The organism is Methylobacterium nigriterrae (genome assembly GCF_037106235.1).
Lineage (GTDB): Bacteria > Pseudomonadota > Alphaproteobacteria > Rhizobiales > Beijerinckiaceae > Methylobacterium > Methylobacterium nigriterrae.
In genome coordinates, this window is record NZ_JBAWTG010000016.1 from 1 (window position 1) to 26,024 (window position 26,024).

Below are 26,024 nucleotides of genomic sequence, written 5' to 3' on the forward strand. Positions count from 1 at the left end.
TGAAGGCGAACCGCACGCCCAGCCCACGGATGCCACCCGTAGACGACGACACCGTCGTCGCCACCGCCGGTACTATGGGTCTTGTGCTGAGAGGTTGTACAATCGACAGCGCCTCCACTCAGCCCTCGGGTACCGTACGCCTGAGCAGGCCGAGCAGCGCTGGGCAACGTAACCTCCGTGTCCACAAAAACGGGGGAGGATCAAGGGTGGCGACCTGACCGTAATCGCGCTGCAGTTCGGCGAGAAACCGATGCAGGTCCAACCGATCCGCCTCGGAATCCCAATTCAGGTAGCGCAGACGGCCATTCACCCGGTCAATGATCAGCTTCTGCGTCTCGAACACCTTGACGGCGTGCTCGTGCAGCACCCGGACCGTGCGCTCCACGCGGGTGTCGGCCTCGCGCAGCACGTCGCCGCGGTTGTGCCAGCTCGCCAGCACCAGAATGGCGACCGGGAGAAGCACGGATACCGCCACAAGAATGCGCCCGCCGCGCAGGGCCGCGCCGGGATTCCGCCGCGGAAGCGTGGAAGACGTCTCGATGCCCTCCGAGGCACGGCCGTAGCCCATGATAACGTCAGGCCCCCGGCGACGAATCGCTCTTGATCATCCGAAATCGAGCCTAGCGACAGGACGGGGCACGAAAAGACGGTGCGCGCTCGAAACAGAATCATGCCTTCCGGATGGCCAACCAACAGCGGCAAATGCGCGGGCCTCACTCCTTTGGATCGGCGGACTCGTCGCGGCCGGAGCGCTCCGCCAGGCGCGCCAGGGTCGTCAGCTCGCGGAACCAGGCACGGACGGGTTTGGCCGGGGTGCCGCCCCAGCGGCTGCCGGGTGGAACGTCCCGGTTCACGTTCGAGGAACCGGCGATCTGCGAGCCCTTGCCGATGCGCAGGTGGCCGACGACGCCGACCTGTCCGCCCAGCACCACGTAATCCTCCAGCGTCGTCGAGCCCGAGATGCCGACGCCCGAGACGATGACGCAGTGGCGCCCGATCACAACGTTATGGGCGATCTGCACGAGGTTATCGATCTTCGTCCCCTCCCCGATCACCGTATCGCGGCTCGCGCCCCGGTCGATCGTGGTGTTGGCGCCGATCTCGACATCGTCCTGAATCACGACGCGGCCGATCTGAGGCACCTTGAGATGGCTCGCGCCCATGGCGAAGCCGAAGCCATCCTGCCCGATCCGCGCGCCGGGATGAACGATCACCCGGTTGCCCACGAGTGCGTGGGTCAGCGTCGCGCCAGCGCCGACCGCGCAGTCGCGGCCGATGCGGACGTTTGGCCCGATCGCCGCGTTGGCGCCGATCACCGTGCCGGAACCGATCTCGGCGCCTGGCCCGACGACGGCGCCGGGATCGATCTGCACCCCGGCCTCGAGACGGGCTTCCGGATGAACATGCGCGCCCGGTGCGACTCCCGCCGAGAAGAACAGCGAGCCCGGCCGCATCGCGTCCGGATGAAGACGGGCGAGAAGCGACGCGTAAGCCCGGTAAGGGTCCCGGGTGACGAGGGCGACCGTCTCCAGCGGCACCCGGGCCGCGAAGCGCGGAGAGACGAGGCAGGCCCCCGCCCGTGTCGCCGCGAGCGCGTCCGCATAGCGCGCGTTGTCCATGTAGGCGAGGTCGCGCCGGCCGGCACTCTCGAGGGGCGCGGCCCCCGTGAAGGCCTGAGCGGAATCCGCACCCTCCGGCAGTGCTACGCCGGCAGCCTCAGCGATCTCGCCGAGGCTGAGAGGCACGTTGGCGGTGAAGAAGACGGGATCGGACATGCCGGACAACGCGCCGGCCGGCGAACCGGCGCGGCGCGCGAGCTTTTTCTTAGAAGCGCGAGCCGCCGGAGAAGCGGAACGCCTGGGTCTGATCCTTGCCGACGCGGAAGTTCGTGCCGGGCACCCGCACGCCCTCGTCCTTCGTGAGCGCGTAGGCGTAGTCGAAGCGGATCGGGCCGAGCGGCGAGTTCCACAGGATCGACGCACCGATCGACGAGCGGATCGTGGCCGAGTCGTGGACGTTCACGCATTCGGGCTCGACGCCGAGGGTGAAGGCGTTGAAGTTGCAGGCCCCGTTCGGCGAGACGCCGTTGATGAAGGCATCGCCGTTCACGTTGAAGGCGCGCCGGCCGTGATATCCGAACAGCGTGCCGGCATCGGCGAAGACGGCGCCCTTCAGGCCGAGATCGCGCGGGATGCCCCAGATCGGGAACTGCACCTCGACGGTGCCGCCGACATAGGTCGACCCGCCGATCGCATTCGAGCGGCTGTCGGCGATGCCGACGTCGCGCGGGCCGATACCGTTCGGCGCGAAGCCGCGGACGAGCGACGGGCCGAGGAAGAACTGGTCGGTGATGCGCAGCGGGTTGCCGTCGAGGGCCTGCACGTTACCGCCCTGGATGCGGACGAAGCCGACCACGTCCTCCCAGAGTTCCTTGTAGTAGCGGGCGTCGCCGGTGACGCGGAAGAACTTCGAGTCGCCGCCGAGGCCGGCCACGTCGGGCTTGAGCTCGGCGTAAAGGCCGTTGCGTGGCGAGCTGACGTTGTCCAGCGTCGAGTAGGCTAGCGTGAGGCCGGCGAGCGAGGTCAGGGTGTTGCCCTGCGAGCCCTTGAGCGCGATCGACGCCTCGCCGTCATAGGCGCAGAGTGGGTACTGGGAGAGACCGCCGACATTCTGCCCGTTGAGGACCGTGCCAGGCGCGTAGGTCTGCGTGTAGCCCGGGATCGGAACCGAGCAGTCGTTGTACGGGCGCTTGATCGTGTTCGGGACCTTCAGCTCCGTGTTGTAGAGCGAGTACCGCATCGTCAGGCCGAATTCTTCCGTGATCGGAAGACCGACGCGGAGCTGGCCGCCGTAGACGGTCGTCTCGTAGCGCGAGTAGCGGGTCAGGTCGCTGTACTTGTAGAAGGCGTCGAAGCCGGCCGCGAGGCGGTAGCCGAGGAAGTACGGCTCCGTGAATGAGAAGTCGAAGCCGCGCGAGTACTGGCCGCCGGTGCCGGCGACGCGAACGTACTGGCCGCGGCCCAGGAAGTTCGATTCCGAGACCGAGACCTCGCCGATGATGCCGTCCTGCGTGGAGTAGCCGCCGGCCACCGAGAACGACCCAGTGGGCTGATCCTCGACGTCGATGTTGATGATCACGCGGTCGGGCGAGGAGCCGGGCTCGTTGGAGAAGCGAACCTTCTTGAAGAAGCCGAGGCCGTTCAGGCGGCGCTCGGCCCGGTCCGTCAGCACGCGGTTATAGGCGTCGCCCTCGGCGATATCGAGCTCGCGGCGGATGACGTAGTCGCGGGTGCGGGTGTTGCCTCGGATGTTGATGCGTTCGACGTAGACGCGCGGCCCGTCCTCGACCACGAAGCCGAGGGCGACCTGATGCGTGGCGCGGTCGCGCTGACCGGTCGGGCGGACCTGGGCGAAAGGATAGCCCTGGCGGGCGACCTGGGTGGTGACGCCGGTCAGGGTCTTCTCGACATCCTCGGCGTTGTAGACGTCGCCGACTGCGGCACGGACTTCGCCGTCGAGGCTCTGCGTGTCGAGGCCGGGCAGACGCGAGTCGATCGCGACGGCACCGACGCGGTACTGCTCGCCCTCCTCGACCGTGACCGTGATGACCCAGCCGGACTTCTCGCCCTCGACGTAGCGGGCATCGGCGTTGACGACGCGGAAGTCGGCGTAGCCGTTCTTAAGATAGAATCGGCGGACGAGATCGAGATCGTTGGTGATGCGGTCCGGATCGTAGACGTCCGAGGTCTTGATGAAGCTCAGGAAGTTCATCTCGGAGGACGACATCAAGTCCTTGAGCTTCGACTCCGAGTATGCCTGGTTGCCGACGAAATTGATCGCGACGATGCCGGTCTTGTCGCCCTCGTCGATCGTGTAGATCACGTCGACGCGGCCGTTCGGAAGGTCGACGGTGCGGTAGGTCACCTTCGCGGTGCCACGGCCAGCCCGGCGATAGATCTCGCGGATGCGCTGGATATCGGCGTTGACGATGGCCTCGCTGAAGGGACCGCGCGCCTTAGCCTCGACCTCGCCCTCGAGCGTGCCCTTCTCGACCTTCTTGTTCCCTTCGAAGACGACGCGGTTGATGATGTTGTTCTCGCGGACCGTGACGACGGTGCGGCCGCCGCCCTGCGAGACCCTCACGTCCGAGAACATGCCGCTCGCCAAGAGATTGCGGCGGGCCTCTTCAGCGGAGCCTGAGGCGGTTCCGGTCACGTAGGACCGGATCGTATCGGCATCGACGCGCTTGTTACCCTGGACGACGATCTGCTGCGCCTGCGCGGCCCCGCCCAGCACGACACCGGCAGCTGCGGCGGCGACTAGGACGATGGTCCGTTCCACCGACCTACGCCGGCGCTTCCCCGTCATCGACATCATGTAATCGCCCGTCTGTTTTATTGTCGGCACGGGTTCACACCCGTAGGAAGGCGGTCGTTGTCCGGCCGTCCTGCCCTCTGGTCCCAGCCCAGCTTCTAGCGGGATTCCCCTGGGAAGCAAACGCTCCGAGGGGCCCGGCTCAGGGGATTTTGCCGGGTCGTGGCCTTCGCGCCACTTAACGCTATCGGACGTCTCCGGAGGTTCGCTCGACAGGGTGAACGCCGCGTAAATACCGACGACGTCGACGTTTTTCAAAACGGTGCGCGATCCCGTTCAGCGAACCCTAACCATTCCGCCCCGGCCCCGGCACCACCCGGAGGTGCAATCTGGGCGCAATTGCGGCCACGCGATCGCCGATCGAGCGCGTAGCGCGAAGGGTATCAAGCGAGACGATGGGCCGTCATTCCGTCAATTAGTAATATAGTCTTACAAGGGGCCTTGCGGCAGACGCCAAGCTCAGGTGCCGCGTCCCCACGAGGCGCCGAGATTGAGGATGTCGTTCCACGCAGCGAACAGCATGAGCATCAACACGAGGGCGAGGCCGATCCGGAAGCCGATCTCCTGGGCGCGCTCGCTCAGGGGGCGGCCGCGCACGACCTCAAAGGCGTAGAACAGGAGATGCCCGCCATCGAGGAGCGGCACCGGGAACAGGTTGAGGAGGCCGATCGAGACCGAGAGCAGAGCGATCAGCCCGATCAGGCCTCCGACACCGCCGACCTTCGCGACCTCGCCCGAAACCCGTGCGATCCCGATCGGGCCGGAGAGCTGATCGGCGGATTCTCGGCCGGTGATCAGCTTGCCGAGATACGAGAAGGTGCGCTCGACGACGAAATAGGTCTCGTGGACGCCGAGAGCGACGGATTCGCCCGCCCCGTAATGGACGAGCTTGGCCTCCGTGCCCTTCGGACCCTGGATGCCGAGGCGCCCGAGGCGGTGACGGCCGAACGGGGTTCGCTCCTCGTAGACCTCCGGCGTTGCCGTCAGCGTCTTCTCCTCGCCGGCGCGCTCGATCGTGAAGGTGAGCGTCGTATCGGCGCTTGACGACACGGTGCGCTGCATCGCGATGAAGTTGCCGATCGGGCTCCCGTCGATCGCCTTCACGATGTCGCCGGGCTCAAAGCCGGCCCGTGCCGCGGCGCTGTCGGGCATCACCGCCTCGACGCGCGGCGGCAGCTCGAAGCGCCCGCCGATCCAGATGGCGCCGCTGAACAGAACGATGGCCAGGATGAAGTTCGCGATCGGGCCCGCGGCGACGATTGCGGCGCGCTTGCCCACGGGCTGGGTCGGAAAGCTGATCGCCCGCTCGTGCGGGCTCATGCGCGCCACGACCTCCGGATCCGGCACACTCGCGCCGTTGGCGTCACCGTAGAACTTCACGTAGCCGCCAAGCGGGATGGCGCAGAGCTTCCAGCGCGTGCCGTGCCGGTCGTTGAAGCCGAACAGCTCGGGGCCGAAGCCGATCGAGAAGGCGTTGACGCCGACGCCGCACCAGCGCCCGACGAGGAAGTGCCCCATCTCGTGCACGAACACCACGATGGTGAGCACGATCAGGAACGGGATCACCGCGCCGAAGAAGCCCGTGGCGGTGCCGCCCATGGCGTTCAGAAAGTCCATGCGTCGTTCCTCGCGGCCACTCGCCAGGGCCGTCGCAACCGTCCTAGCAGATCGGAAGGCTGCCAAGCCAACGCAAACCCGCGTAAGGGAGCGCGATCGTCGCACGTCCTCCGGGGCGGCGCGAGCGTACCGACCGGCCGGCACGCGCTTTCCCCGCTATCCAGGCTCGCTCAATGGCCGCCGGACGCGCCGGACGCGCCGCGCGGGCGCCGGATCAGCGACGTCGCGCAGGCCATTGCGAGGAACAGAACGGTCAGCACGAGGAATACGTCGGAAAAGCTCATCAGGAGGCCCTGAACCCGGACCGTGTTCATCATCGCCTTCAAAGACATGGAGGCAGCATCACCCCCCAGCGCCTCGAACTGGCGGCGCGTCAGGTCGAGGCGCTCCAGCACGGCCGTGCTCGTCCAGGTGAAGCGCTCGTGCAGCCGCATGAGGTGGAGGTCCCAGCGGTCGTTCAGGAGCGTGTTGATGAGTGCGAGCCCGACTGCGCCGCCGAGATTGCGCGTGAGGTTGTAGAGGCCCGAGGCGTTCTTCATCCGGGCCGGCGGCAGGGTGCCCAGCGCGATGTTGTTGATCGGGATCATGCACAGCATCAGCGAGCAGCCGCGTAGGACCTGGGGCAGCAGCAGTTCCCAGAAATCCCAATCCTTGGTCAGCCCGGTTACGATTCAGGTGCCGGCGGCAAACCCCGTGAAGCCGATCGCCATCAGCACGCGCGGATCGGCCTTGCCGGAGAAGCGGCCGGCGATCGGCGCGGTCGCGAACATCGCGAGCCCCGACACGAACATCGTCTCGCCGATCTGCAGCGCCGAGTAACCGCGCACCCGGCCAAGGTAGACGGGATAGAGGTAGGTCAGCCCGTAAAGTCCGATGCCCATCACGAAGCTGAAGATGCAGCCCGCCGCGAAGTTGCGGTCCCCGAAGGCCCGCAGGTCCACGATCGGCTCGCGCGCGGTGAAGGCCCGCCAGAAGAAGGCCGTGCCTGAGACCGCGCAGACGATCGCGCAGGCGAGGACCGCCTCATCCGCGAGCCAGTCGTGGTTCGGTCCCTCCTCTAGCACGTATTCGAGGCAGCCGAGGAAGCTCGCCATGAAGGCGAGGCCGAACCAGTCGAAGTGCTTGAACAGGTCGAGGTTCGGCCGGTCGAAATCGACGAGGCAATAGGTCGAGATCGTGACGAGGATGCCCGGCACGACGTTGATGAGGAACAGCCAGTGCCAGGAGAACAGGTCGGTGAGATAGCCGCCGACCGTGGGGCCGATGGTAGGGGCAAGCGTCGCCACGAGCCCGATCATCGGCGAGACGATGCCGCGCTTCGAGGCCGGAAAGATCGTGAAGGCCGAGGCGAAGACGGTCGGGATCATGCCGCCGCCGATGAAGCCCTGCAGCGCGCGCCAGACGATCATCTCGTTGATCGAGGTGGAGGTGGCGCACATCAGGCTCATAAGGGTGAAGCCACCCGAGGCAATGACGAACATCCAGCGCGTCGAGATCACCCGCGACAGGAAGCCCGAGAGCGGGATCATGATCACCTCGGCGATCAGGTAGCTCGTCTGCACCCAGGGGATCTCGTCGGCCGAGGCCGAGAGGCCGGCCTGGATCTCATTCAGCGAGGCCGAGACGATCTGGATGTCCAAGATCGCCATGAACATCCCGAAGACCATGCAGAGGAACGCCACCATGCGGCGGCGGTCGAGCGGCGGTTCCGACATGGCGGCGAGCGGGGCGGTGGTGGCCGAGGCGGCCATGGCTGAATCTAGTGCTGGCCGGCCGTGCGCACGCGGCTTCCGGCCGCAGACGCTCCGTCCCGGGTGTCGACCCGCACCGTCACCGAGAGTCCCGGCCGCAGGAGCCCTTCGCGGGCGACCTCCTCCGGGACGCGCACGCGCACCGGCAGGCGCTGGACGATCTTGGTGAAGTTGCCGGTGGCGTTGTCGGGCGGCAGCAGGCTGAACACCGAGCCAGAGGCGGGGGAGAGGTACTCGACCTCACCGACGATGTCGCGGTCCGGATAAGCGTCGACCGCAATGTGCACGGACTGGCCGGGCCGCATCCGGGCGAGCTGCGTCTCCTTGAAATTGGCATCGATCCGGACGCTCTGCAGCGGCACGAGCGCCGCGATCCGCGAGCCCGGCGACACGTAGGCACCAGCTTCCACCGCCTTGTTGCCGATGACTCCGTCGAAGGGCGCGCGGATCGTCGTGAAGGCGAGGTCGCGCGCGGCGCGATCCTCCGCGTTCTGCAGCTCAACCGCGAGACTCTCGGCCTCGCGACCCTGCGCGCGCAGCACCTCGACATTCGCCCTGGCAGCGACGAGTGCGGCCTCCGCCCCCTTGACGGCCGCGTCGGTGCGGTCGCGGTCGGCGCGCGCCTGCTCGATGCGGGAGCGGGCGACGAAATCCGACTTCTCGAGCTGCTGCTGGCGGAGATAGTCGGCGGCAGCCCGCACTGCGTCGGCCTTCGAGGCCTCGATCTGCGCCGCCCCCTGCGCGATCTGTGCCTGGGCGGCCTCGATCTGGTGGCCGATCCGATCGATCGTCGCCCGCTGCGTCAGGAGCTTGTCGTGCGCGGCATCGAGGGCGAGGCGGTAGTCGCCGTCGTCGATCGTGGCGATCACATCGCCCTTCAGCACCGATTGGCCGTTCTTGACCGGGACGGAAGCGAGATAGCCCGGAACCTTGGCGGCCAGGACCGAGATGTCGGCCTGGACGTAGGCGTCGTCCGTGGAAACGAAGAAGCGGCCGGTGGTCCACCAATCCTGCGCTTTGGAGGCGCCCCCTGCGAGCGCCGCCGCAAGCAGGCTCAGAACGGCGAGCCTCCTGACGGGGCGCCGCATCGGCACCTCTGCGGCGGGACGCGCCTGTGCGCCGGCGAACGGTGCGGCCGGGGCGTCTGCGCGCTCCGCCCGCCCCTCTTCCACCGCCTCGAAGGTCGGTCCATCCTGCACGGCACCTTCATCACGGAGCGACATCGCCGATATCTGCCGAATCGTTGTGACCGAACCGTTCGGTCAGCCCGCGGCCCACGTTGACGCGGCTCGCGATGACGAGATATCTAAGATGACTGAACGGTTCGGTCAATGAGGAAACAGTCTATGTCCGTCGACGCGGCAATCCTGGAGGCGAGCCCGGCCGAGGGCGAGAGCGACAAGCGCCGCCAGATCCTTGAGGGCGCACGGGCGGTTTTCATGAGCGCGGGTTTCGATGGGGCCAGCATGGGCGAGATCGCGCGTTCGGCCGGTGTCTCCAAGGGCACGCTTTACGTCTATTTCGACAGCAAAGAGGCCCTGTTCGAGGCCCTGACGTTGCGGGAGAAGCGAGGCCTCGCTGAGGCCCTGTTCCGCCTCGACGCCGACGATGTGGACGTGCGAGCGGTACTGACGCGCCTCGGCCGCACCTACCTGACGGAGATGATGCGGCCCGAGCATGTGGCGATCGTCCGCATGGTGATCGGAGCGACGGAGAAGTTCCCGCGTTTTGGGCAGGCCTTCTACGAGGCGGGCCCCGAGCAGGGCGCCGCCCGGCTGGCCCGCTATCTCGACGCGCAGGTCGGAGCCGGACGTCTGCGGATCTCCGGCACGGAGCTTGCCGCCAAACACTTCCTGCACCTGTGCCAAGCGGGTCTTCTGACGCGTCTCCTGTTCGCAGCGGGTGGCCCCGTCACCGAGGCCGAGACTCGTCATCAGGTCGACGAGGCCGTACGGGTGTTCTTCGCCGCCTACGGATCCGAGGTCTGAGCGATCAGACCTCCTCGCGCCGCCGCGAAAGCGTCTCGGCGCTCCAGGCACGCACATGAGCGTCGATCGCCAGCGCCTCGTCAACGTCGGCCGGCGCATCCCGATAGGTGCCGGTGAAATGCGCGCAGGCCCGCTCCACGAGGTCGGCAATGCCGTAGAAGGCAATCTCGCCGCGGATGAAGGCCGCGACAGCGATCTCGTTGGCTGCATTCATCACGGTCGGTGCGGCACCCCCCTCCGCGAGCGCGGCCCTGGCGATGGCGAGGCAAGGGAAGCGCGCCTCGTCCGCCGGCTCGAAGGTGAGGCTGCCCGCCGCCGCGAGGTCAAGATTACGGCCCCGCGCGATTTTCAGGCGATCTCCGAGACCGAGGCAATGGGCGATCGGCACGCGCATGTCGGGCATGGCGAGGCCTGCCGTCACTGCCCCGTCTCGCCAATGAACGAGACCGTGCACGATCGATTGCGGGTGCACGATGACGTCGAGGCGATCCGGCTCGATGGCGAAGAGATGGTGTGCCTCGATCAGCTCAAGCCCCTTGTTCATGAGGGAGGCGGAATCGATGTTGATCTTCATGCCCATTGACCAAGTCGGATGGGCGGCAGCTTCCTGCGGCGTGGCCGCCGCGATCCGCTCGCGGGTCCAAGTGCGGAACGGACCGCCCGACGCCGTGATGGTCATCTTGGCAACGTCCGAGACCCGGCCATCGCCGAGCGCCTGCGCGAGGGCGTTGTGCTCGGAATCCACGGGCAGCAGGCGCGCCTTGTAGCGGGCCGCGTCGCGCATGAAGGCGTGCCCGGCGCAGACGAGGCTCTCCTTGTTGGCGAGTGCGACCGTGCGGCCGAGCCGGAGTGCCGCGTGGGTCGGCCTCAAGCCTGCTGCCCCGCTCACGGCTGCGACTACGATGTCGGCTTCGCGCGCGACCGCCTCGAGCACGGCGGACTCGCCCGCGCCGTTGGCAATGCCGGAGCCCGACAGCGCCTGGCGCAGGGCCGGCCCGGCGCCCTCGTCGGCAAGCGCCGCGAAATCGGCCCTCAGCTCGCGGGCGAGCTCGGCGAGCGCCGCCGCATCCTTGCCCCCGACCAGCGCGCCGACCCGAAAGCGCCCGTCATGCTGGGTCAGGAGATCGGTTGTAGAGCGGCCGATCGAACCGGTAGCGCCCAGAACGGTGACGGTCAAAGTCACGAATTACGCTCCGTCAGGCCGCGAACACGCGGTGGAGGATGAGGTAGAGCCCGGCAAGCAACGCGACGGCGAAGAACCCGTCGAGCCGGTCCATGACGCCGCCATGGCCGGGAATGGAGCGGCCGGAATCCTTGACGCCATGGAATCGCTTCAGGGCGGATTCGACGAGGTCGCCGCCCTGGCTGAGTACGGAGGCGGCGGCGCTCGCCAGTGCCACCGCAACGAGCGGCGCCATGGCGAGATCGCTTCCTCCATACGGGCGTGCGAGCGCGACGAGGGCGGCTCCTGCGAGCGTGCCGCCCACGAGCCCGCCGACGGCGCCGGACCAAGTCTTCTTCGGCGACACGCTGGGCATCAGCTTCGGGCCGCCGAAGGCCCGGCCCGTGAAATAGGCGAGGATGTCGGTCGACCACACCACCGCGAACATCCAGGCGGGGCCGAGAACGCCGATGGCGGGATCGTCCCGCAGAGCGGCCGGAACCAGCGCGACGACCGCCGCGCCCGCAAGCCCGCTCGAGGCGCGCAGCTTTCCGCGCAGTCCGTGGGCCAGCGCAGCGAGAGCGAGCGCACCGAGGATCAAGACGGCGAGGGACGCGCCCGCCGACGCGCCGCCGCGAACGCAGATCGCGAGGCCGACGAGGGTCGCGGCGATGATCGCGGTCAGCGGCTTAGCCGGTTCGGTCCGGCTCATGCCGATCCACTCGGCCGCGCCGACGACGCCGGCGGCGAGCCAGATTACCGCGAAGGACCAGCCGCCGAGGATCAGGGCCGAGACGACGATGACGGCGAGCACGATCGCGGAAAACACCCGCAGGCCGAACTCGCGGCCGCCGAACGGATTGCGGCTCGGCACGGGTGCGGCCTCGCCGCCGACCATCATCAGCCGGCCTTGTCGCTCAGGCCGCCGAAGCGGCGGTCGCGGCGATGATACTCGTCGATCGCGGCCGCGAAGGCGCCGTGGTCGAAATCGGGCCAGAACTCGGGCACGATGACGTACTCGGCATAGGCCGTCTGCCACGTCAGGAAGTTCGAGAGCCGCTGCTCGCCGGACGTACGGATCACGAGGTCCGGGTCGGGGATGCCGGTGGTGTCGAGCGCCTCCGTCACCGCGCCGACGTCGATCTCGTCCGGCCGGAGGCGCCCTTCTGCGACCGCGTCCGCGAGGCGGCGCACGGCGCGCAGGATCTCCTGCCGGCCGCCGTAATTGAAGGCCACCACGAGGGTGAGGCCGGTGTTGAGACGGGTGCGCTCCTCAGCCTCGCGCAGGACACCGGCGATGTCGGGGCTCAGGCCCTCGCGCTCGCCGATGATGCGGATACGCACGTTGTTGGCGTGAAGCTCGGCAAGGTCTCGGCGCACGAACAGCTTCAGGAGACCCATCAGGTCAGCGACCTCGGCCGGCGGCCGACGCCAGTTCTCCGAGGAGAAGCTGTAGATCGTCAGGTATCTCACGCCGAGGTCGATCGCCGCCCGCACCGCGCGACGCACCGCTTCGAGGCCCCGGCGATGGCCCTCGACCCGCGGCAAGCCCCGCCGGGCGGCCCAGCGGCCGTTGCCGTCCATGATGATCGCGACGTGCTCGGGGGCGCTGGGGCGCGGCGCGAACCCGCACGGCGCGGCTGGCGCAATCCCGGATCGGGCGGCCGTCTGGCTCTCGCTCGTCATGCCTGCCTCGCGACGCGGGTGCTCAAACTGCTCCACGCGCCTCTCCCATCTCTCGCGCCGCACCCACGGCGACGCGGACCATAGAGCATGTTCGGGCCGTACGCCGCCAGCGGAAGCGGCTGTGACGCGACCCTGCGCGACACCGTCGCGGCCGGGCCATGCAGGTCGCCTCAGACCTGCATGATCTCCTTTTCCTTGGAGGCCAGCACGCTATCGATCTCGGCGATGTGCTGGTCGGTGGCCTTCTGGACCTCCCCAGCCTGACGCTTCTCGTCATCCTCCGAGATGGCGCTGTCCTTCAGGAGCTTCTTGAGGTGGTCAAGCCCGTCGCGTCGCACATGGCGGACGGCGACGCGCGCCTCCTCCGTGTACTTGTGAGCGACCTTGACCATCTCCTTCCGGCGCTGCTCGTTCATCTCCGGGATGCGCAGGCGGATGGTCTGACCTTCGGTCTGGGGATTGAGGCCGAGATCGGACTCTCGGATTGCCTTCTCGACTGCCGAGATCATGCTTCGGTCCCAGACCGAGATGCTGAGGAGACGTGGCTCCGGAACGCTGACGGTCGCGACCTGCGCCATCGGCATCATCGCACCGTAAGCGTCGACCTGAATCGGATCGAGCAGGCTCGGCGTCGCGCGACCCGTGCGCAGCGAGCCGAGATCCTTGGACAGAGAATTCACCGCGCCCTGCATACGGCGCTTGAGATCGTTCAAGTCGAAGTCCGGTGTGGCCATGTCCTGCGCGTCCCGATGCGTCTCGGTTGTTGCGTGGGTCGGGACCCTGCGGCCCGGCGTGTTGGCGCTTCAATGAACGAAAAACCGCAGGGCCGCAAATGGCGTTCGCGTGCCGCGGACGCCGGGCTCGGCTCTGCGATGCGCGCGCGTATCCCGCATCGCCCCAGTCTCACGGCACCACGTGCGTGCAGGGCACCGTGCCCGTTAGGATCGCGGTGATCGAGCTCGGCGCGTGGACGGAGCCCACGACGATCGAGAGGCGGCTCTCGCGGGCGAGCGCGAAGGCGGCCGTGTCCATCACCTTGAGGTCGCGGGCGATCGCCTCATCGTGGGTGATGCGGTCGTAGCGGGTGGCGCTCGGGTCGCGCTTCGGGTCGGCCGAGTAGACGCCGTCCACCTGGGTCGCCTTGAGGACGGCGTCGCAGCGCAACTCCGCGGCGCGCAGCACCGCCGCCGTATCCGTGGTGAAGTACGGGTTGCCGGTGCCACCGGCGAGCACGACCACCTGCCCCTTGTCGAGGTGGTGCAGAGCGGGTTGTCGCGCGTAGGTCTCGCAGATCGTCGGCATGGAGACCGCCGACATGGTCCGGGCCGTGACGCCGGCCGCGTTGAGCGCGGTCTCGACGGCCAGCGAGTTCATCACCGTCGCCATCATGCCGAGGGAATCACCGGTGGCGCGGTCGATGAAGCCCGCCGCCGAGATCCGGGCGCCCCGGATCATGTTGCCTCCACCGACAACGAGGGCGACCTCGATGCCCGCCTCTAGGGTCCGGGCGATGTCGTCAGCGAGGCCGGCGAGGATCGGCGGATGGAGCCAGTAGCCGTCGGGAGCCGCCAGGGCCTCCCCGGAGAGTTTCACGAGCACGCGTCGAAACGGCATCGTCTCCGGCATTCGCCCTGCCCCCTCGCTGTCGGCCGATACACACCGGACTGAAACGCAAACCGAGGCGCTTCTACTTAAGCAGGTGGAAGCCGTCGAGAGGTAACGACCGCCCGGATGGAGAGCCCCGAAGGTGTGTGCCGCGGGCGGCAGCCAGGGCGCCGCCCGCGTGCACGTGACCCGGGAGGCCCAGGATCGGCGAGAATGATAAACGTCGCGCTCAGGCGCGGCCGGCCTGCTGGGCGACTTCCGTGGCGAAGTCCGGGCCCTCTTCCTTCTCGATGCCCTCGCCGAGGGCGTAGCGCACGAAGGCCTTGAGGGTCACGGGAGCGCCGACCTTGGCCTCGGCCTCCTTCAAAACCTGGGTAACCGTCTTCGAGCTGTCATGCACGAAGGGCTGCTCCAGGAGGGTGACCTCCTTGTAGTAGGTCTTCAGGCCGCTTTCGACGATCTTCTGGAGGACATGCTCCGGCTTGCCGGCATTCTTCTCGCGCAGGATGTTGCTCTCGCGCTCGAGCGTCGCCGCATCGACGCCGGAGGCATCGAGCGCCACAGGATTCGTCGCCGCGACATGCATGGCGATCTGGCGGCCGAGGGTCGAGAGCCCGTCGACGTTGCCCTCGGATTCGAGCGCGACCAGCACGCCGATCTTGCCGAGGCCCTCGGTGACCTGATTGTGCACGTAGGACGCGATGACGCCCTTCGAGACGTCGAGCTTCGCCACGCGGCGCAGATTCATGTTCTCGCCGATGGTGGCGATGAGGTTCTGCAGCTTGTCGCTCACCGTCACCGACTCGCCCGGGAACTGTGCGGCCTGCAGGCCCTCGAGGGTGCCGTCGGTGTTCAGCGCGAGCTTGGCGGCCTCGCGCACGAAGGCCTGGAAGCCGTCGTTGCGGGCGACGAAGTCGGTCTCGGAGTTCACCTCGACGATGGCGGCATGGTGGCCGGCGGACTCTACGGCGACGAGGCCTTCGGCAGCCGTGCGGCCAGCCTTCTTGGCAGCCTTGGCAAGACCCTTCTTGCGCAGCCAGTCGATGGCCGCCTCGATGTCGCCGCCCGTCTCGTTGAGGGCACCCTTGCAATCCATCATGCCCGCGCCGGTCGTCTCGCGGAGCTCCTTCACCATCGCGGCGGTGATGTTGGCCATGGCCGGTCCTTCCTTCAGGTCGTTCAGATGATAAGGAGCCCGGCGCTCAGGGTCAGAGCACCGGGCCCGAATGGTCGTTCAGATCCGTCCGCCGCGGCCCGATTTCAAGCCACGGGACGCGACCGTCACGCGGCGGCGGCGGCCTCGACGAAGCCGCGGGCCTGATCGACCCAGCCGTCGCGGCCGATGCGGCCGTTGAGCTTGAGGTCGCCGTCGACGCGGGCGACGTCCTCAGGGCTCATCGCGGCGATCTGCCAGTAATGGTAGATGCCGGCATCGTTCAGCTTCTGCACCATCTGCGGCCCGGCGCCGTTGAGCTTGGTCAGGTCGTCCGGTGCGCCGCGGGGGGCGGCCAGCAACTCGAAGTGTTCGGTCGACTCCGCGAGCGCCGCGACGTCGGCCTGATCGAGGCCGGCGGACGACACCGCGAGGTCGTCGTTGGCCGGAAGCTCCTCCGCCATCGGCTCCTCGGAGGCGCCGAGATCGACGCCTGAGGAACCCTGGCCGCGGGAGATGCCGTCGATCGCCGCACGGGCGATGAGATCGCAGTAGAGCGCGATGGCGCGGCCGGCGTCGTCATTGGCCGGAACCACGTAGGTGATGCCGTCCGGGTTGCAGTTCGTGTCGACGATCGCCGCGACCGGGATGCCGAGGCGCTGAGCCTCCTTGATGGCGAGCTGTTCCTTGTTCGTGTCGATGACGAACAGGAGGTCGGGCACGCCGCCCATGTCCTTGATGCCGCCAAGCGCCTTCTCGAGCTTGTCCTTCTCGCGGGACAGCATCAGGCGCTCCTTCTTGGTGAGGCCCTGGCCGCCGCCCTCGAGGGTCTCGTCGACCTTGCGCAGACGCTGGATCGAGCCGGAGATGGTTTTCCAGTTCGTCAGCATGCCGCCGAGCCAGCGGGAATTGACGTAGTACTGCGCCGAGCGCTTGGCCGCCTCGGCGATCGTGTCCGCGGCCTGGCGCTTGGTGCCGACGAACAGAACCCGGCCGCCGCGGGCCACGGTGTCGCTCACCGCCTGCAGCGCCTGATGCAGCGCCGGGACGGTCTGGGCAAGGTCGATGATGTGGATGTTGTTGCGCGTGCCGAAGATGTAGGGCTGCATCTTCGGGTTCCAGCGATGCGACTGGTGCCCGAAATGAGCGCCGGCCTCGAGGAGCTGACGCATAGAGAAGTCGACGGCCATGACTCTTGTGCTCTCCGGTTGATACCGCCGCGGAGGAAGCGACCGGCTCTGACGGCCGGCCACCGGAAACGCCTCATTCAGGCATGAGGCCGGCTCCGCGTGTGGAATGGGCCGGGCCTTAGCAGAGAGGTTCCACGAAGGCAAGGTGGGCAGCACTCAAGCGAAGACACGCGCGATCTCCGGTTCCGACAGGATCCGGTAGGATCCTGGCGCGAGGTCCGCAGGAAGGTCGAGGGCGCCGACCCGGTCGCGGTGCAAGGCCGTGACATGATTGCCGACCGCCGCGAACATGCGGCGGACCTGATGGTAGCGTCCCTCCGTCAGCGTGATGGCCGCCCGGGTCGTGTCCTGCACGTCGAGCGCCACCGGCAGAAGCGGCCTGTTCTCGCCGTCCAGCATCAGGGTGCCGGAGGCGAAGATGGCACCCTCGTCGCCCCGAAGCGGCCGATCGAGCGTGACCTGGTAACGCTTCGCGACATTCGCCTTCGGCGCGATGATCCGGTGCAGGAGCGCCCCGTCGTCCGTGAGGAGCAGGAGGCCCGAGGTCTCCTTGTCGAGACGCCCGACCGTGGAGATTGCAGGTTCTCTCCGACGCCAACGGGGCGGCAGCAGGCCGTAGACGATGGGACCCGCCTCCCTGTGCGAGCAAGTGACGCCGAGCGGCTTGTGCAGCAGCAGCGCCAACCCGGGCGGCGGATCGAGGACCTCGCCGTCGACCCACAGGCGGCCGGACAGATCCGGCGTTACAGCGATGCGCTGGTCGGCCTCGCGCAGGCGCTGGCCATCGAACACGATGCGACCCGCCTGGGCGAGGCCGGCGATCTCGCGACGCGAGCCGTAGCCCATATTGGCAAGAAGCCTGTCGAGCCGCAGAGTCGCAGACTTGGTCGGAGCCTTGCTCACGCGCGCGCCTCGTAAACCTTGTAGCCGTTCGCCGAGGCCTTCAGGGTCGCGGCCCTGAAGGCCATCTTGAGGATAGCCTCGTAGGGAAGGTGCGCGTTCGCGGTCACCCAGAGGGTACCGCCCGGGCGCAGGCTCTCGGCCGCCCGGCGGATGAAGGTTTGTCCGAGTGCTTGATCCTCCGCACCGCCGTCATGGAAGGGCGGGTTCATGACGACGAAGTCGAGCCGCGAGAGGCCGGGATCCGGATCGCGCAGGTCGGCCCAGCGGAAGGCAGCGCGCGGGTCGCAGACGTTGCGCCGGGCCATCTCGACAGCGCGCCGATCGATATCGATCAGGGTCAGGGCGGTGACGGCCGGATCGGCGAGCACGGCGCGCGCTAGGATGCCGAGGCCGCAGCCGAAATCGGCACCCCGCCCCGCCACACCGGTGAGGTTCGCGAGCAGCAGTGCCGTGCCGGGATCGAGCCGGTCCCACGAGAAGATGCCGGGCTGCGTGCAGAGCGCCAAGTTCTCGATATGGCGCGGCGCGCCCGCCGCGATAGGCTCGGCGAGCGGAAGCTCGCCGTCCGGCCGCATAAGCGCGCAGATGCGGTGGTGCCGTCGCGGCTCCTCGGCGATCGCGCAGCCGAGTTCGCGCAGTTCACGCCCCAGCCGCGCTCCCCCCTTGTCCTTCGGCGCGAGCACGACCATCCGGCCGCCAGGCCTCACCGCCCGCAGGGCCTGCGCGAGGCCGTAGCGCCGCTCGATGGTGCCGGGCGGCGCGAGCATAACGAGGCCATCGAGGGAGGCTGCCGGGATATCCTCGATCCGTGCCGAGCCGGGAATGAGCGGCGAGACCTGCGCGGCCCCGTCCGGCACGTCAGCGAGCCCGGCCGGGGGCAGTCCGTAGAGGGCTTGGGCGATCGGGGACACGGACATCGGCGCTGCGGGTCGGGCTCGAGCGGAAACCAGGTGGTCAGGGAAGATGGATCGCCGCGGCCCGGCGGGGAGAGGCTGTGGATGGGGCGGATCGTGCGGAGAACGCCTCAACCGCGCGGGAATTCGAGCCCCATCTCGCGGTAGCGGGCCGGATCGTCCGCCCAGTTCTCGCGCACCTTCACGTGCAAGAAGAGGTGGACCTTGGCCTCCGCCACCTCGGCGATCTCGAGCCGCGCGGCCTGCCCGATCGCCTTGATGGTCTGGCCGCCCTTGCCGAGGACGATGGAGCGCTGGCTCTCGCGCTCGACGAAGATGGTCTGCTCGATCCGCACCGACCCGTCGGCGCGGACCTGCCACTGGTCGGTCTCGACGGTCGAGCGGTAGGGCAGTTCCTCGTGAAGGCGATCGTAGATCTTCTCGCGGGTGATCTCGGCGGCGAGCATCCGGATCGGCGCGTCCGAGACTTGGTCCTCCGGATAGAGCCACGGCCCCTCGGGCATCATCGCGGCGAGCGTCCGCTTTAGGTCTTCGACGCCGTCACCGTTCAGCGCCGAGATCATGAACGTGTTGGCGAATGCCATGCGGGCGTTGAGCCCGGCCGCAAGGTCGAGAAGCTTCTCGCGCGGGATCAGGTCGATCTTGTTGAGGATCAGCACCCGCGGGCGCTTCACCTCCGGAAGCTTGACGAGGATCGCTTCAACCTCATCATCCACCCCCTTGCGGGCATCGACCAGAAGGCAGACGGCGTCGGCGTCGGCCGCGCCGCTCCAAGCGGAATGCACCATGGCGCGGTCGAGGCGGCGTTTGGGCGCGAAGATGCCGGGCGTGTCGACGAGGACGATCTGCGCCTTGCCCTCGATGGCGATGCCGCGCACGAGCGCCCGCGTCGTCTGCACCTTACGGGAGACAATCGAGACCTTGGTTCCGACGAGGCTGTTCAGGAGCGTGGATTTCCCAGCGTTCGGCACGCCGATCAACGCGACGAACCCCGCCCGCGCGTCGGCCGGAATGCCAGGCGATCCCGGAATCGGCGGCGGTTCACCGGGTTCGGCGTCCGGCTCGTGGTCGGTCTCGTCATGCGGCTCGCGGGCCATCACATCACTTTCCTGAGGGCGCGTTGCCCCTTGCGCGCGGATCGACCCGAAACGGTCGCTGCGGGCACTCGATTCAACTGGCTTCGGCAGCGCCGGTTTCGGCCGCGAAACCGGTGATTCCCTCGCGCGCGAGGACGATCCGCGCCGCCTCCTGCTCGGCGAGACGCTTCGAGGAGCCCTCGCCGAGGCCGGGCTCGATGCCCTCGACACGCGCGGCGATGCGGAAGTGCGGGGCGTGATCGGGGCCGGAGCGCTCGACCACCTCGTAAACCGGGATCGGAAGTCCGCGGCCCATGGCCCATTCCTGAAGCGACGACTTGGCGTCGCGACCGCGGGGAGCACCGGTCTTTTCGGCAGGCCTGAAGGCGACCTCGACGAGCCCCTTGGCCTGGGCGTAGCCGGCGTCGAGATAGACCGCGCCGAGGATCGATTCGCAGACGTCGGCCAGGATCGTCTGGTTGCGCCGGCCGCCTCCCATGACCTCGCCGGGGCCGAGCACGAGGTGTGGCCCGACGTCCCAGGCTTCCGCCACCGCCGCGCAGGTTTCACGGCGCACGAGGCCGGCAAGCCGCCGAGAGAGGTCGCCCTCGTCCGCATCCGGAAACGAGGCGTAGAGAAGGTCCGCGATCGCGAGTCCGAGCACCCGGTCGCCAAGGAATTCGAGTCGCTGGTAGCTGCCCACGCGACCGGTCGCCTTGCTCACGTGGGTCAGCGCGTGGATGAGTAGATCCCGATCGGCGAAGCTGTGTCCGATCCGCTCCTCGAGAGCGCTCAGAGGTGGCCTCGGCCGGTGCGCGCGCCGTGCGCGGCTGGACGGACGCGCGGCGTCGCTCAAGGCCGCACCGTCAGTGGATCGAGTTGAAGATGCGGTTCCACCGGACCTTGGCGGGCCAGTTCCAGATTTGCCAAGCTGGAGTGCCCTCGTCGATCGAGAAGAAGATCATCTCGGCACGGCCAACGAAGTTCTCGAACGGCACGTACCCGACATTGGCGAGATCGCGCGAATCGGTCGAGTTGTCCCGGTTGTCGCCCATCATGAAGAAGTGACCGGGCGGCACGGTGTAGAGCTCGGTCTTGTCCCAGAAGCCGTTGTCGCCGTCGCGCTCGATGACGCGGTGCACGACGCCGTTCGGGAGCGTCTCCATGTATTGCGGAACCTTTGTGGCCTGGCCGTAGGGATCGATCGTCTCGTAATCGGCGATGCGCTCGCGCTTGACGGGCTTGCCGTTGATGTTGAGCACGCCATCGATAACCTGAATCTTATCGCCAGGCAGCCCGATCACGCGCTTGATGTAGTCGGTCGCGTTGTCCTTCGGCAGCTTGAACACCGCGATGTCGCCGCGCTTCGGCTCGGCTGCCCAGACGCGCCCCTCAGACTTGATCGGGATGTACTCGCTCAGCGGTAGAGAATACTTCGAGTATCCGTAAGAATACTTCGACACAAACAGGTAGTCGCCGATCAGCAGCGTCGGCACCAGCGAGCCCGAGGGGATGTTGAAGGGCTGGAACAGGAGCGTGCGCACCACGAGGGCGATGAGCAGCGCCTGGATGCCGACCTTGAGGGTCTCGCGGATGCTGGCCCAGGTGCCGGTCGCTCCCGGTTCGGCCGTCCGCATCTCGTGCTTCGTGTCGTGATCCACGCGTGCGCGTTCCATGATTCGTGACGTCCTCGGCTCGGCGCCCCCGGCCCGGTCCATCGGCAAGCGTCCCAGGGCGCGTGCCGCAATCCTTGTCCGCTGTGAGCGGCGGTCTAGACTAAGCCGGGAGCGCCCGCAACGCGTGAACGCTGCCGGCTAATCCTACGATGTGCCGGCCGGCACGGCCTCGATGACCACGAAGGCCTGCGCGAGCGGCGGATCGTCGGTCAGGGAGACGTGTACCCGCGCCCGATGCCCGGCCGGCACCATCGCGTCCAAGCGCTCACGTGCGCCGCCGCCGAGATGCAGGGTCGGCTGGCCGCCAGGCAGGTTGACCACCTCCATGTCCCTCCAGAAGACGCCTCGGCTGAGTCCCGTCCCAAGGGCCTTGGCGCAGGCTTCCTTGGCGGCAAAGCGTCGCGCGTAGGAGGGCGCGCGCGCCGCGCGACGATCGCACTTTGCCCGCTCGCCCTCCGTGAAGATCCGGCGCGTGAAGCGCTCTCCGAACCGTTCGAGCGACCTCTCGATGCGGCGGATGTCGCAGAGGTCCGAGCCGATACCCAGGATCATGCGCGCGCCCTGTCCATCGCCGCCCGCATGTCGCGCACCGCCCGCGGCAGCCCGACGAAGATCGCCTCCGCGATGATCGCGTGGCCGATGTTGAGCTCGGCAAGCTGCGGCAGGCGCGCCACCGGCCCGACGCTCTCAAGGGTGAGGCCGTGGCCGGCATGGATCTCGAGGCCGAGATCCGCCCCGTACGCCGCGGCCCGCATGATTCTGCTCAGCTCGCGCTCGACGCGCGCCGCATCCCCGTCGATCACGGCCTCGCAGTAGCTGCCGGTATGCATCTCGACCACGGGCGCGCCGAGATCGCGCGCCGTGTCCATCACGGACTCCTCCGGTTCCACGAAGAGCGAGACCCGGATGCCGGCATCCCGGAGCGCGGCGATACGCGGCGCCAGATGCGCGCGCGCGCCGACGATATCGAGGCCGCCCTCGGTTGTGCGCTCCTCGCGCTTCTCAGGCACGAGGCAGGCGGCGTGTGGACGCAGGGTCAGGGCGAGGCCGACCATCTCGTCGGTCGCCGCCATCTCATAGTTGAGCGGGACGGTCAGGATTTCCTTGAGGGCAACCATGTCGGCGTCCCGGATGTGTCGCCGATCCTCGCGCAGATGGGCCGTGATGCCGTCGGCCCCCGCCTCGACGGCGAGACGGGCCGCGCGCACCGGGTCGGGATAGGTGCCGCCGCGCGCGTTCCGCACGGTGGCGACGTGGTCGATGTTGACGCCGAGACGCAGGCGGGAAGCGGTCATGGTGGTGTGGTCCGGTCAGCGGATGGCGGCCGGTCTAATCGAGCAGGCGGCGGGTTGGAAGCGGAGGCGCCGCATGACAGCGGCCTCGACGTCCTCGTCGATCTGGGTCAGAGCCTGGTCAACCGGCAGGGGATCACGGGGCGAAAGGTCGAGTACCTGACCGTCCCCTACCGGTCTATCGCCTCGTTGTACGTCGAGACGGCCTGGAGCTTCGATCTGGACTCTGAACTGAAGATCTGGATCCCGGGCCGGTCGGAGCCCACACAGCGTACCCCCGGGCGTCGTGCCGACACCATGAGCATCCAGCAGACGATCGCGGCCTCGCTGCGTTGGGGCATTCACGGAGCTCAGGCAGCGGTCAACCGTCTTTCGGCTCGCCGACCGCGACCTCCGAGACGAGCAGAAGCGTCGCGCTGAGAACGTACGCGCCGCCCGAATCGCGGACATCAGCGCGGATCTGAACCGCGCCATTGCCGAGCGGGGCCTGCATGGCCAGCTCGGCCAGAGCCCGGTGTGCCTCCACCCTGACCGCGTCGACGTCGGGCAGTTCGAGTCCCTCATTGTCTCGAAGGGTCGTTCCGTCCTGGATGTCGAAGAAGTAGCGCGGCATGGGGCCCCGGCTCGTATCCCGTCAACGTAGCTCTCGCGTCCCTCTAGCGGCACGACCGCACCGTCTAAAAGGTGACAGATCGACATGACGCCAAGCGAGAGAATTGGATCCAAAAAAATCACGCAAATGTGAAACCGCTCGCGCGGAATGTCCTCCGATGCTGCCCGCGCCGCTGCGCGGTCCTGCTCTCGATGAACGATTGATGCCCTGTTCACGCGTCTTGCGATTTTTCGTGAAACCCGCTATGCGCCGCCCTCGCGTTCGCTCCGGCCGGGGGCTGAACGGACGGTACCGTCCGCGGTACAGGGCTCATCCTCGTGGATCCGATCCCGTCGTCCGGTGTCTCCGCCTTCGATCAACCGCTCGGGCCTGAACACGGCTCGAAGGGCTTGGCGCCGGGTGACGCGAGAACGAACCGGCCCGAATTTCCGGCACCCAGCGTGTCCTCGGGCCTCATTCAAGCTGAAGGGCCCGCAATGCCTTTATACGAGCACGTCTTCCTGGCGCGCCAGGACGTGACGTCCCAGCAAGTCGAGACCATGGTCGAGACCTACAAGGGCGTCATCGAGCAAAACGGTGGCAAGGTCGAGAAGATTGAGATGTGGGGCGTGAAGTCCCTCGCCTACCGCATCAAGAAGAACCGCAAGGCGCATTTCACGCTCCTCAACATCGAGGCTCCCCCGGCGGCTCTCGCCGAGATGGAGCGCCAGATGCAGATCTCCGAGGACGTGTTGCGCTTCATGACAATCCGCGTTGAAGAACTCGAGAGCGAGCCTTCCGCGATGATGCAGAAGCGCGACCGCGACGACCGCAAGGATCGCGACCGCGGCCGTCGTCGTGACGAGGACGGTTTTGGCGGCGGTTTCGGCGACCGTGATCGCGGGGATCGTGATCGTGGCGAGCGCGCCGAGCGCAGCTTCGGTGGGGAGGGCTAAGTCATGGCATTTGGTGCTGGTGGCGGCGGTGGCCGCCGTCCCTTCTTCCGTCGTCGCAAGACCTGTCCGTTCTCCGGCGCGAACGCCCCGAAGATCGATTACAAGGACGTGAAGCTCCTCTCCCGCTACGTCTCGGAGCGCGGCAAGATCGTTCCGAGCCGGATCACGGCAGTCTCGGCCAAGAAGCAGCGCGAACTCGCTCAGGCGATCAAGCGCTCGCGCTTCCTCGGCCTGCTCCCCTACGTCATCAAGTAGGATTTCGACTCCCGACCACGCAGTGGCGGGGTCTTACAACACCGGCGGCCCGGCGCGGGCCGCCGGGATCGCTGGGGCGGCGCCTCGCCTCTAACCCTGCCCTCACGGGGCGGCGGGACAGCGGAACGCGATGGTTCAATATCTCGGCATCGGCATCGGCGCGGGCCTCGTCTCTGCACTCCTGTTCGGGGTGCTCCTGAAGGCGACCCCGCTCGCGATCGTGCTCTACCTGCTGGCGCCGCTGCCTATCCTGATCGTCGGCCTTGGCTGGAGCCATAAGGCCGCACTCGCGGCGGCGGTCACGGGCAGCCTCGCACTGGCGCTCGCCGTGTCGCCCTTCCTCGGTCTGGGCTTCAGCGCTTACTTGGCGCTGCCTGCGTGGTGGCTCGCCTACCTTGCGCTACTCGGCAGACCGCGCACCGACGGCAGCCTCGAATGGTACCCGACCGGGCGACTCCTCGGCTGGACCGCAGCGACCGCGGCGCTCGCCTTCGTGGCGATCGCGGTGATCGCATCGCCGAGCTACGATGCCTTCCAGACGCAGTTGCGCGCCATGAGTGCCTCGATCGTCCAGATCCAGACGCGCGGCAGCCCGAGTGGCGGGGCCAAGCCCGACATGGCCCAGCCGCAGGGCGAATCGCCTACGGAGTCGGCGACGGGCGGCCAGGCGAGCCCCCAGCCGAACGAAGTCGCCGATGCCCTGGCCCGCATCGCCCCGGCCCTGGCGACACAGGGGCTCGCGGTATTGCTGACGCTCTATCTCTGGGCGGCCGCCCGCATCGTGCAGATCTCCGGGCGCCTGCCGCGTCCCTGGCCGGACCTGCCAGCCACGATGATGCCGCGCGCCGTACTCGGTCTCCTGGCGGCCTCCGTGCTGCTGGGGTTTGCCCCAGGGTATGCGGGCGTGCTCGGCATGGCGCTCGCGGGCTCGCTCAGTGCCGCCTTCGCGCTGCAGGGGCTCTGTGCCTTCCACGACCGCAGCCGCGGCCGTGTTGGCCGCGGGGCGCTCCTGTTCGGCCTCTACCTCATCCTGTTCGTGACCCAGGGCATCGCCCTGTTCGCGCTGACCCTGTTCGGCATTGCCGACACGGCCCTCGGCCTGCGCCGTCCTCACGCTAGCGCAGGCAAACCCTGAGAGAACCCCGCCCCGGCGGCGGACAAGCTGTAAGGAAGACCAAGATGGAAGTGATCCTGCTCGAACGCGTCGCCAAGCTCGGCCAGATGGGCGAGACCGTGAACGTGAAGCCGGGCTTTGCCCGCAACTTCCTCCTCGCCCGCGGCAAGGCGCTGCGCGCCACCGAGGCCAACAAGAAGCATTTCGAGGGCCAGCGTGCCCAGCTCGAAGCCCGAAACCTCGAGCGGCGCAACGAGGCGCAGGGCGTGGCCGACAAGCTCGAGGGACAGAGCTTCGTGTTGATCCGCCAGTCGGGCGAGACGGGCGTGCTCTACGGTTCGGTCTCGACCCGTGACCTCGCCGAGGTCGTCACCAAGGAAGGCTTCAGCGTCTCCCGCGACCAGTTCTCCCTGAACCAGCCGATCAAGACGCTCGGCCTGCACACGGTCCCGGTCGTGCTGCACCCCGAGGTCGAGGTGAGCATCACAGTCAACGTGGCGCGCAGCCCTGAGGAAGCCGAGCGTCAGGCCCGCGGCGAGTCCGTCACGGAGCGCGAAGCCTTCAACCTCGACGATCTCGGCCTAGAGGTCGGTGCGGCGCTCGCCGAGGGCGGCGAGGACGAGAACGCCTGAGGCCCCACATACCGACTTCTCCACCGCGTCGGCGGTGGAGAGCGGGGACGGCTTCGCCGGAGGGTTGACACGTTCCACATTTGTTCCA

26 protein-coding genes and 1 pseudogene are annotated in these 26,024 nt (G+C 67.9%); 6 read left to right on the plus strand and 21 right to left on the minus strand.

Going from position 1 to position 26,024, the window contains the following annotated elements; all coding sequences use genetic code 11:
- Positions 1-118: 118 nt before the first annotated feature.
- The 6 genes and pseudogenes from WDW90_RS11020 to WDW90_RS11045 form a co-directional block, all read right to left on the minus strand.
- A complete protein-coding gene (locus WDW90_RS11020) occupies positions 119-568 on the minus strand; it encodes a hypothetical protein (protein WP_336487430.1) in 450 nt (149 codons plus the stop codon).
- A 145-nt stretch (positions 569-713) separates the two neighbouring features.
- Positions 714-1,775, minus strand: a complete 1,062-nt coding sequence (gene lpxD, locus WDW90_RS11025) for a UDP-3-O-(3-hydroxymyristoyl)glucosamine N-acyltransferase (RefSeq protein ID WP_336487431.1) — start codon at positions 1,773-1,775, stop codon at positions 714-716.
- Positions 1,776-1,824: 49 nt separating this feature from the next.
- Positions 1,825-4,377, minus strand: a complete 2,553-nt coding sequence (gene bamA, locus WDW90_RS11030; RefSeq protein WP_336487512.1) for an outer membrane protein assembly factor BamA — start codon at positions 4,375-4,377, stop codon at positions 1,825-1,827.
- Positions 4,378-4,833: 456 nt separating this feature from the next.
- Positions 4,834-5,991: a M50 family metallopeptidase gene (locus WDW90_RS11035; protein WP_336487432.1), complete on the minus strand. Its 1,158-nt coding sequence runs from the start codon at positions 5,989-5,991 to the stop codon at positions 4,834-4,836.
- Between the two features lie 170 nt (positions 5,992-6,161).
- Positions 6,162-7,742: pseudogene (locus tag WDW90_RS11040) on the minus strand (DHA2 family efflux MFS transporter permease subunit).
- 8 nt (positions 7,743-7,750) lie between these two features.
- On the minus strand, positions 7,751-8,965 hold the full coding sequence (locus WDW90_RS11045) for an HlyD family secretion protein (protein WP_336487433.1): 1,215 nt from the start codon (positions 8,963-8,965) through the stop codon (positions 7,751-7,753).
- Between the two features lie 123 nt (positions 8,966-9,088).
- On the opposite strand from WDW90_RS11045, the gene WDW90_RS11050 reads away from it, so the two are divergent.
- On the plus strand, positions 9,089-9,730 hold the full coding sequence (locus tag WDW90_RS11050) for a TetR/AcrR family transcriptional regulator (protein ID WP_336487434.1): 642 nt from the start codon (positions 9,089-9,091) through the stop codon (positions 9,728-9,730).
- Between the two features lie 4 nt (positions 9,731-9,734).
- Here WDW90_RS11050 and dxr read toward each other — a convergent pair whose 3' ends face one another.
- The 14 genes from dxr to WDW90_RS11120 form a co-directional block, all read right to left on the minus strand.
- Positions 9,735-10,913, minus strand: a complete 1,179-nt coding sequence (gene dxr, locus WDW90_RS11055; RefSeq protein ID WP_336487435.1) for a 1-deoxy-D-xylulose-5-phosphate reductoisomerase — start codon at positions 10,911-10,913, stop codon at positions 9,735-9,737.
- Positions 10,914-10,926: 13 nt separating this feature from the next.
- Positions 10,927-11,790 carry a phosphatidate cytidylyltransferase gene (locus tag WDW90_RS11060; protein WP_431311019.1) on the minus strand — a complete coding sequence of 288 codons (864 nt, stop codon included), beginning with the start codon at positions 11,788-11,790 and terminating at the stop codon, positions 10,927-10,929.
- Between the two features lie 2 nt (positions 11,791-11,792).
- A complete protein-coding gene (locus WDW90_RS11065) occupies positions 11,793-12,578 on the minus strand; it encodes an isoprenyl transferase (protein WP_336487437.1) in 786 nt (261 codons plus the stop codon).
- 170 nt (positions 12,579-12,748) lie between these two features.
- Positions 12,749-13,312, minus strand: coding sequence for a ribosome recycling factor (gene frr / locus WDW90_RS11070; protein WP_336487438.1), 564 nt, complete (start codon positions 13,310-13,312; stop codon positions 12,749-12,751).
- 169 nt (positions 13,313-13,481) lie between these two features.
- Positions 13,482-14,204: a UMP kinase gene (pyrH, locus tag WDW90_RS11075; protein WP_336487439.1), complete on the minus strand. Its 723-nt coding sequence runs from the start codon at positions 14,202-14,204 to the stop codon at positions 13,482-13,484.
- A 208-nt stretch (positions 14,205-14,412) separates the two neighbouring features.
- Positions 14,413-15,339, minus strand: coding sequence for a translation elongation factor Ts (gene tsf, locus WDW90_RS11080; RefSeq protein WP_336487440.1), 927 nt, complete (start codon positions 15,337-15,339; stop codon positions 14,413-14,415).
- 125 nt (positions 15,340-15,464) lie between these two features.
- Positions 15,465-16,526, minus strand: a complete 1,062-nt coding sequence (locus tag WDW90_RS11085; protein ID WP_336487441.1) for a 30S ribosomal protein S2 — start codon at positions 16,524-16,526, stop codon at positions 15,465-15,467.
- 156 nt (positions 16,527-16,682) lie between these two features.
- Positions 16,683-17,429 (minus strand): pseudouridine synthase, encoded by a 747-nt coding sequence (locus tag WDW90_RS11090; protein ID WP_336487442.1) that lies wholly within the window; start codon positions 17,427-17,429, stop codon positions 16,683-16,685.
- Complete coding sequence (locus WDW90_RS11095; RefSeq protein ID WP_336487443.1) at positions 17,426-18,346, minus strand: class I SAM-dependent methyltransferase; 921 nt, start codon at positions 18,344-18,346, stop codon at positions 17,426-17,428. Before WDW90_RS11095 ends, WDW90_RS11090 begins: the two co-directional genes overlap by 4 nt.
- Before the next feature lie 107 nt (positions 18,347-18,453).
- Positions 18,454-19,440: a GTPase Era gene (era, locus tag WDW90_RS11100; protein WP_336487444.1), complete on the minus strand. Its 987-nt coding sequence runs from the start codon at positions 19,438-19,440 to the stop codon at positions 18,454-18,456.
- Positions 19,441-19,513: 73 nt separating this feature from the next.
- The gene (gene rnc / locus WDW90_RS11105; protein ID WP_336487445.1) at positions 19,514-20,275 is read right to left on the minus strand and encodes a ribonuclease III; all 762 of its coding nucleotides are present in this window, start codon (positions 20,273-20,275) and stop codon (positions 19,514-19,516) included.
- Between the two features lie 10 nt (positions 20,276-20,285).
- Complete coding sequence (lepB, locus tag WDW90_RS11110) at positions 20,286-21,095, minus strand: signal peptidase I (RefSeq protein ID WP_336487446.1); 810 nt, start codon at positions 21,093-21,095, stop codon at positions 20,286-20,288.
- A 144-nt stretch (positions 21,096-21,239) separates the two neighbouring features.
- Positions 21,240-21,647 (minus strand): holo-ACP synthase, encoded by a 408-nt coding sequence (acpS, locus tag WDW90_RS11115; RefSeq protein ID WP_336487447.1) that lies wholly within the window; start codon positions 21,645-21,647, stop codon positions 21,240-21,242.
- Positions 21,644-22,390 carry a pyridoxine 5'-phosphate synthase gene (locus WDW90_RS11120; protein ID WP_336487448.1) on the minus strand — a complete coding sequence of 249 codons (747 nt, stop codon included), beginning with the start codon at positions 22,388-22,390 and terminating at the stop codon, positions 21,644-21,646. The genes acpS and WDW90_RS11120 overlap by 4 nt, the downstream gene beginning before the upstream one ends.
- Positions 22,391-22,396: 6 nt before the next feature.
- On the opposite strand from WDW90_RS11120, the gene WDW90_RS40700 reads away from it, so the two are divergent.
- Positions 22,397-22,807, plus strand: a complete 411-nt coding sequence (locus WDW90_RS40700; RefSeq protein ID WP_431311020.1) for a PH domain-containing protein — start codon at positions 22,397-22,399, stop codon at positions 22,805-22,807.
- On the opposite strand, the gene WDW90_RS11130 is transcribed toward WDW90_RS40700, so the two are convergent.
- The gene (locus tag WDW90_RS11130) at positions 22,749-23,000 is read right to left on the minus strand and encodes a DUF6894 family protein (protein WP_336487449.1); all 252 of its coding nucleotides are present in this window, start codon (positions 22,998-23,000) and stop codon (positions 22,749-22,751) included. The genes WDW90_RS40700 and WDW90_RS11130 overlap by 59 nt on opposite strands.
- 476 nt (positions 23,001-23,476) lie before the next feature.
- On the opposite strand from WDW90_RS11130, the gene rpsF reads away from it, so the two are divergent.
- The 4 genes from rpsF to rplI all read left to right on the plus strand — a co-directional run bounded on the left by rpsF (position 23,477) and on the right by rplI (position 25,936).
- Entirely contained in the window at positions 23,477-23,935 is a 459-nt protein-coding gene (rpsF, locus tag WDW90_RS11135; RefSeq protein ID WP_336487450.1) for a 30S ribosomal protein S6, read from the plus strand.
- 3 nt (positions 23,936-23,938) lie between these two features.
- Positions 23,939-24,190, plus strand: coding sequence for a 30S ribosomal protein S18 (gene rpsR, locus WDW90_RS11140; RefSeq protein ID WP_066921788.1), 252 nt, complete (start codon positions 23,939-23,941; stop codon positions 24,188-24,190).
- A gap of 130 nt (positions 24,191-24,320) precedes the next feature.
- Positions 24,321-25,325, plus strand: coding sequence for a YybS family protein (locus WDW90_RS11145; protein WP_336487451.1), 1,005 nt, complete (start codon positions 24,321-24,323; stop codon positions 25,323-25,325).
- Positions 25,326-25,369: 44 nt separating this feature from the next.
- The gene (rplI, locus tag WDW90_RS11150) at positions 25,370-25,936 is read left to right on the plus strand and encodes a 50S ribosomal protein L9 (protein WP_336487452.1); all 567 of its coding nucleotides are present in this window, start codon (positions 25,370-25,372) and stop codon (positions 25,934-25,936) included.
- Positions 25,937-26,024: the final 88 nt, after the last annotated feature.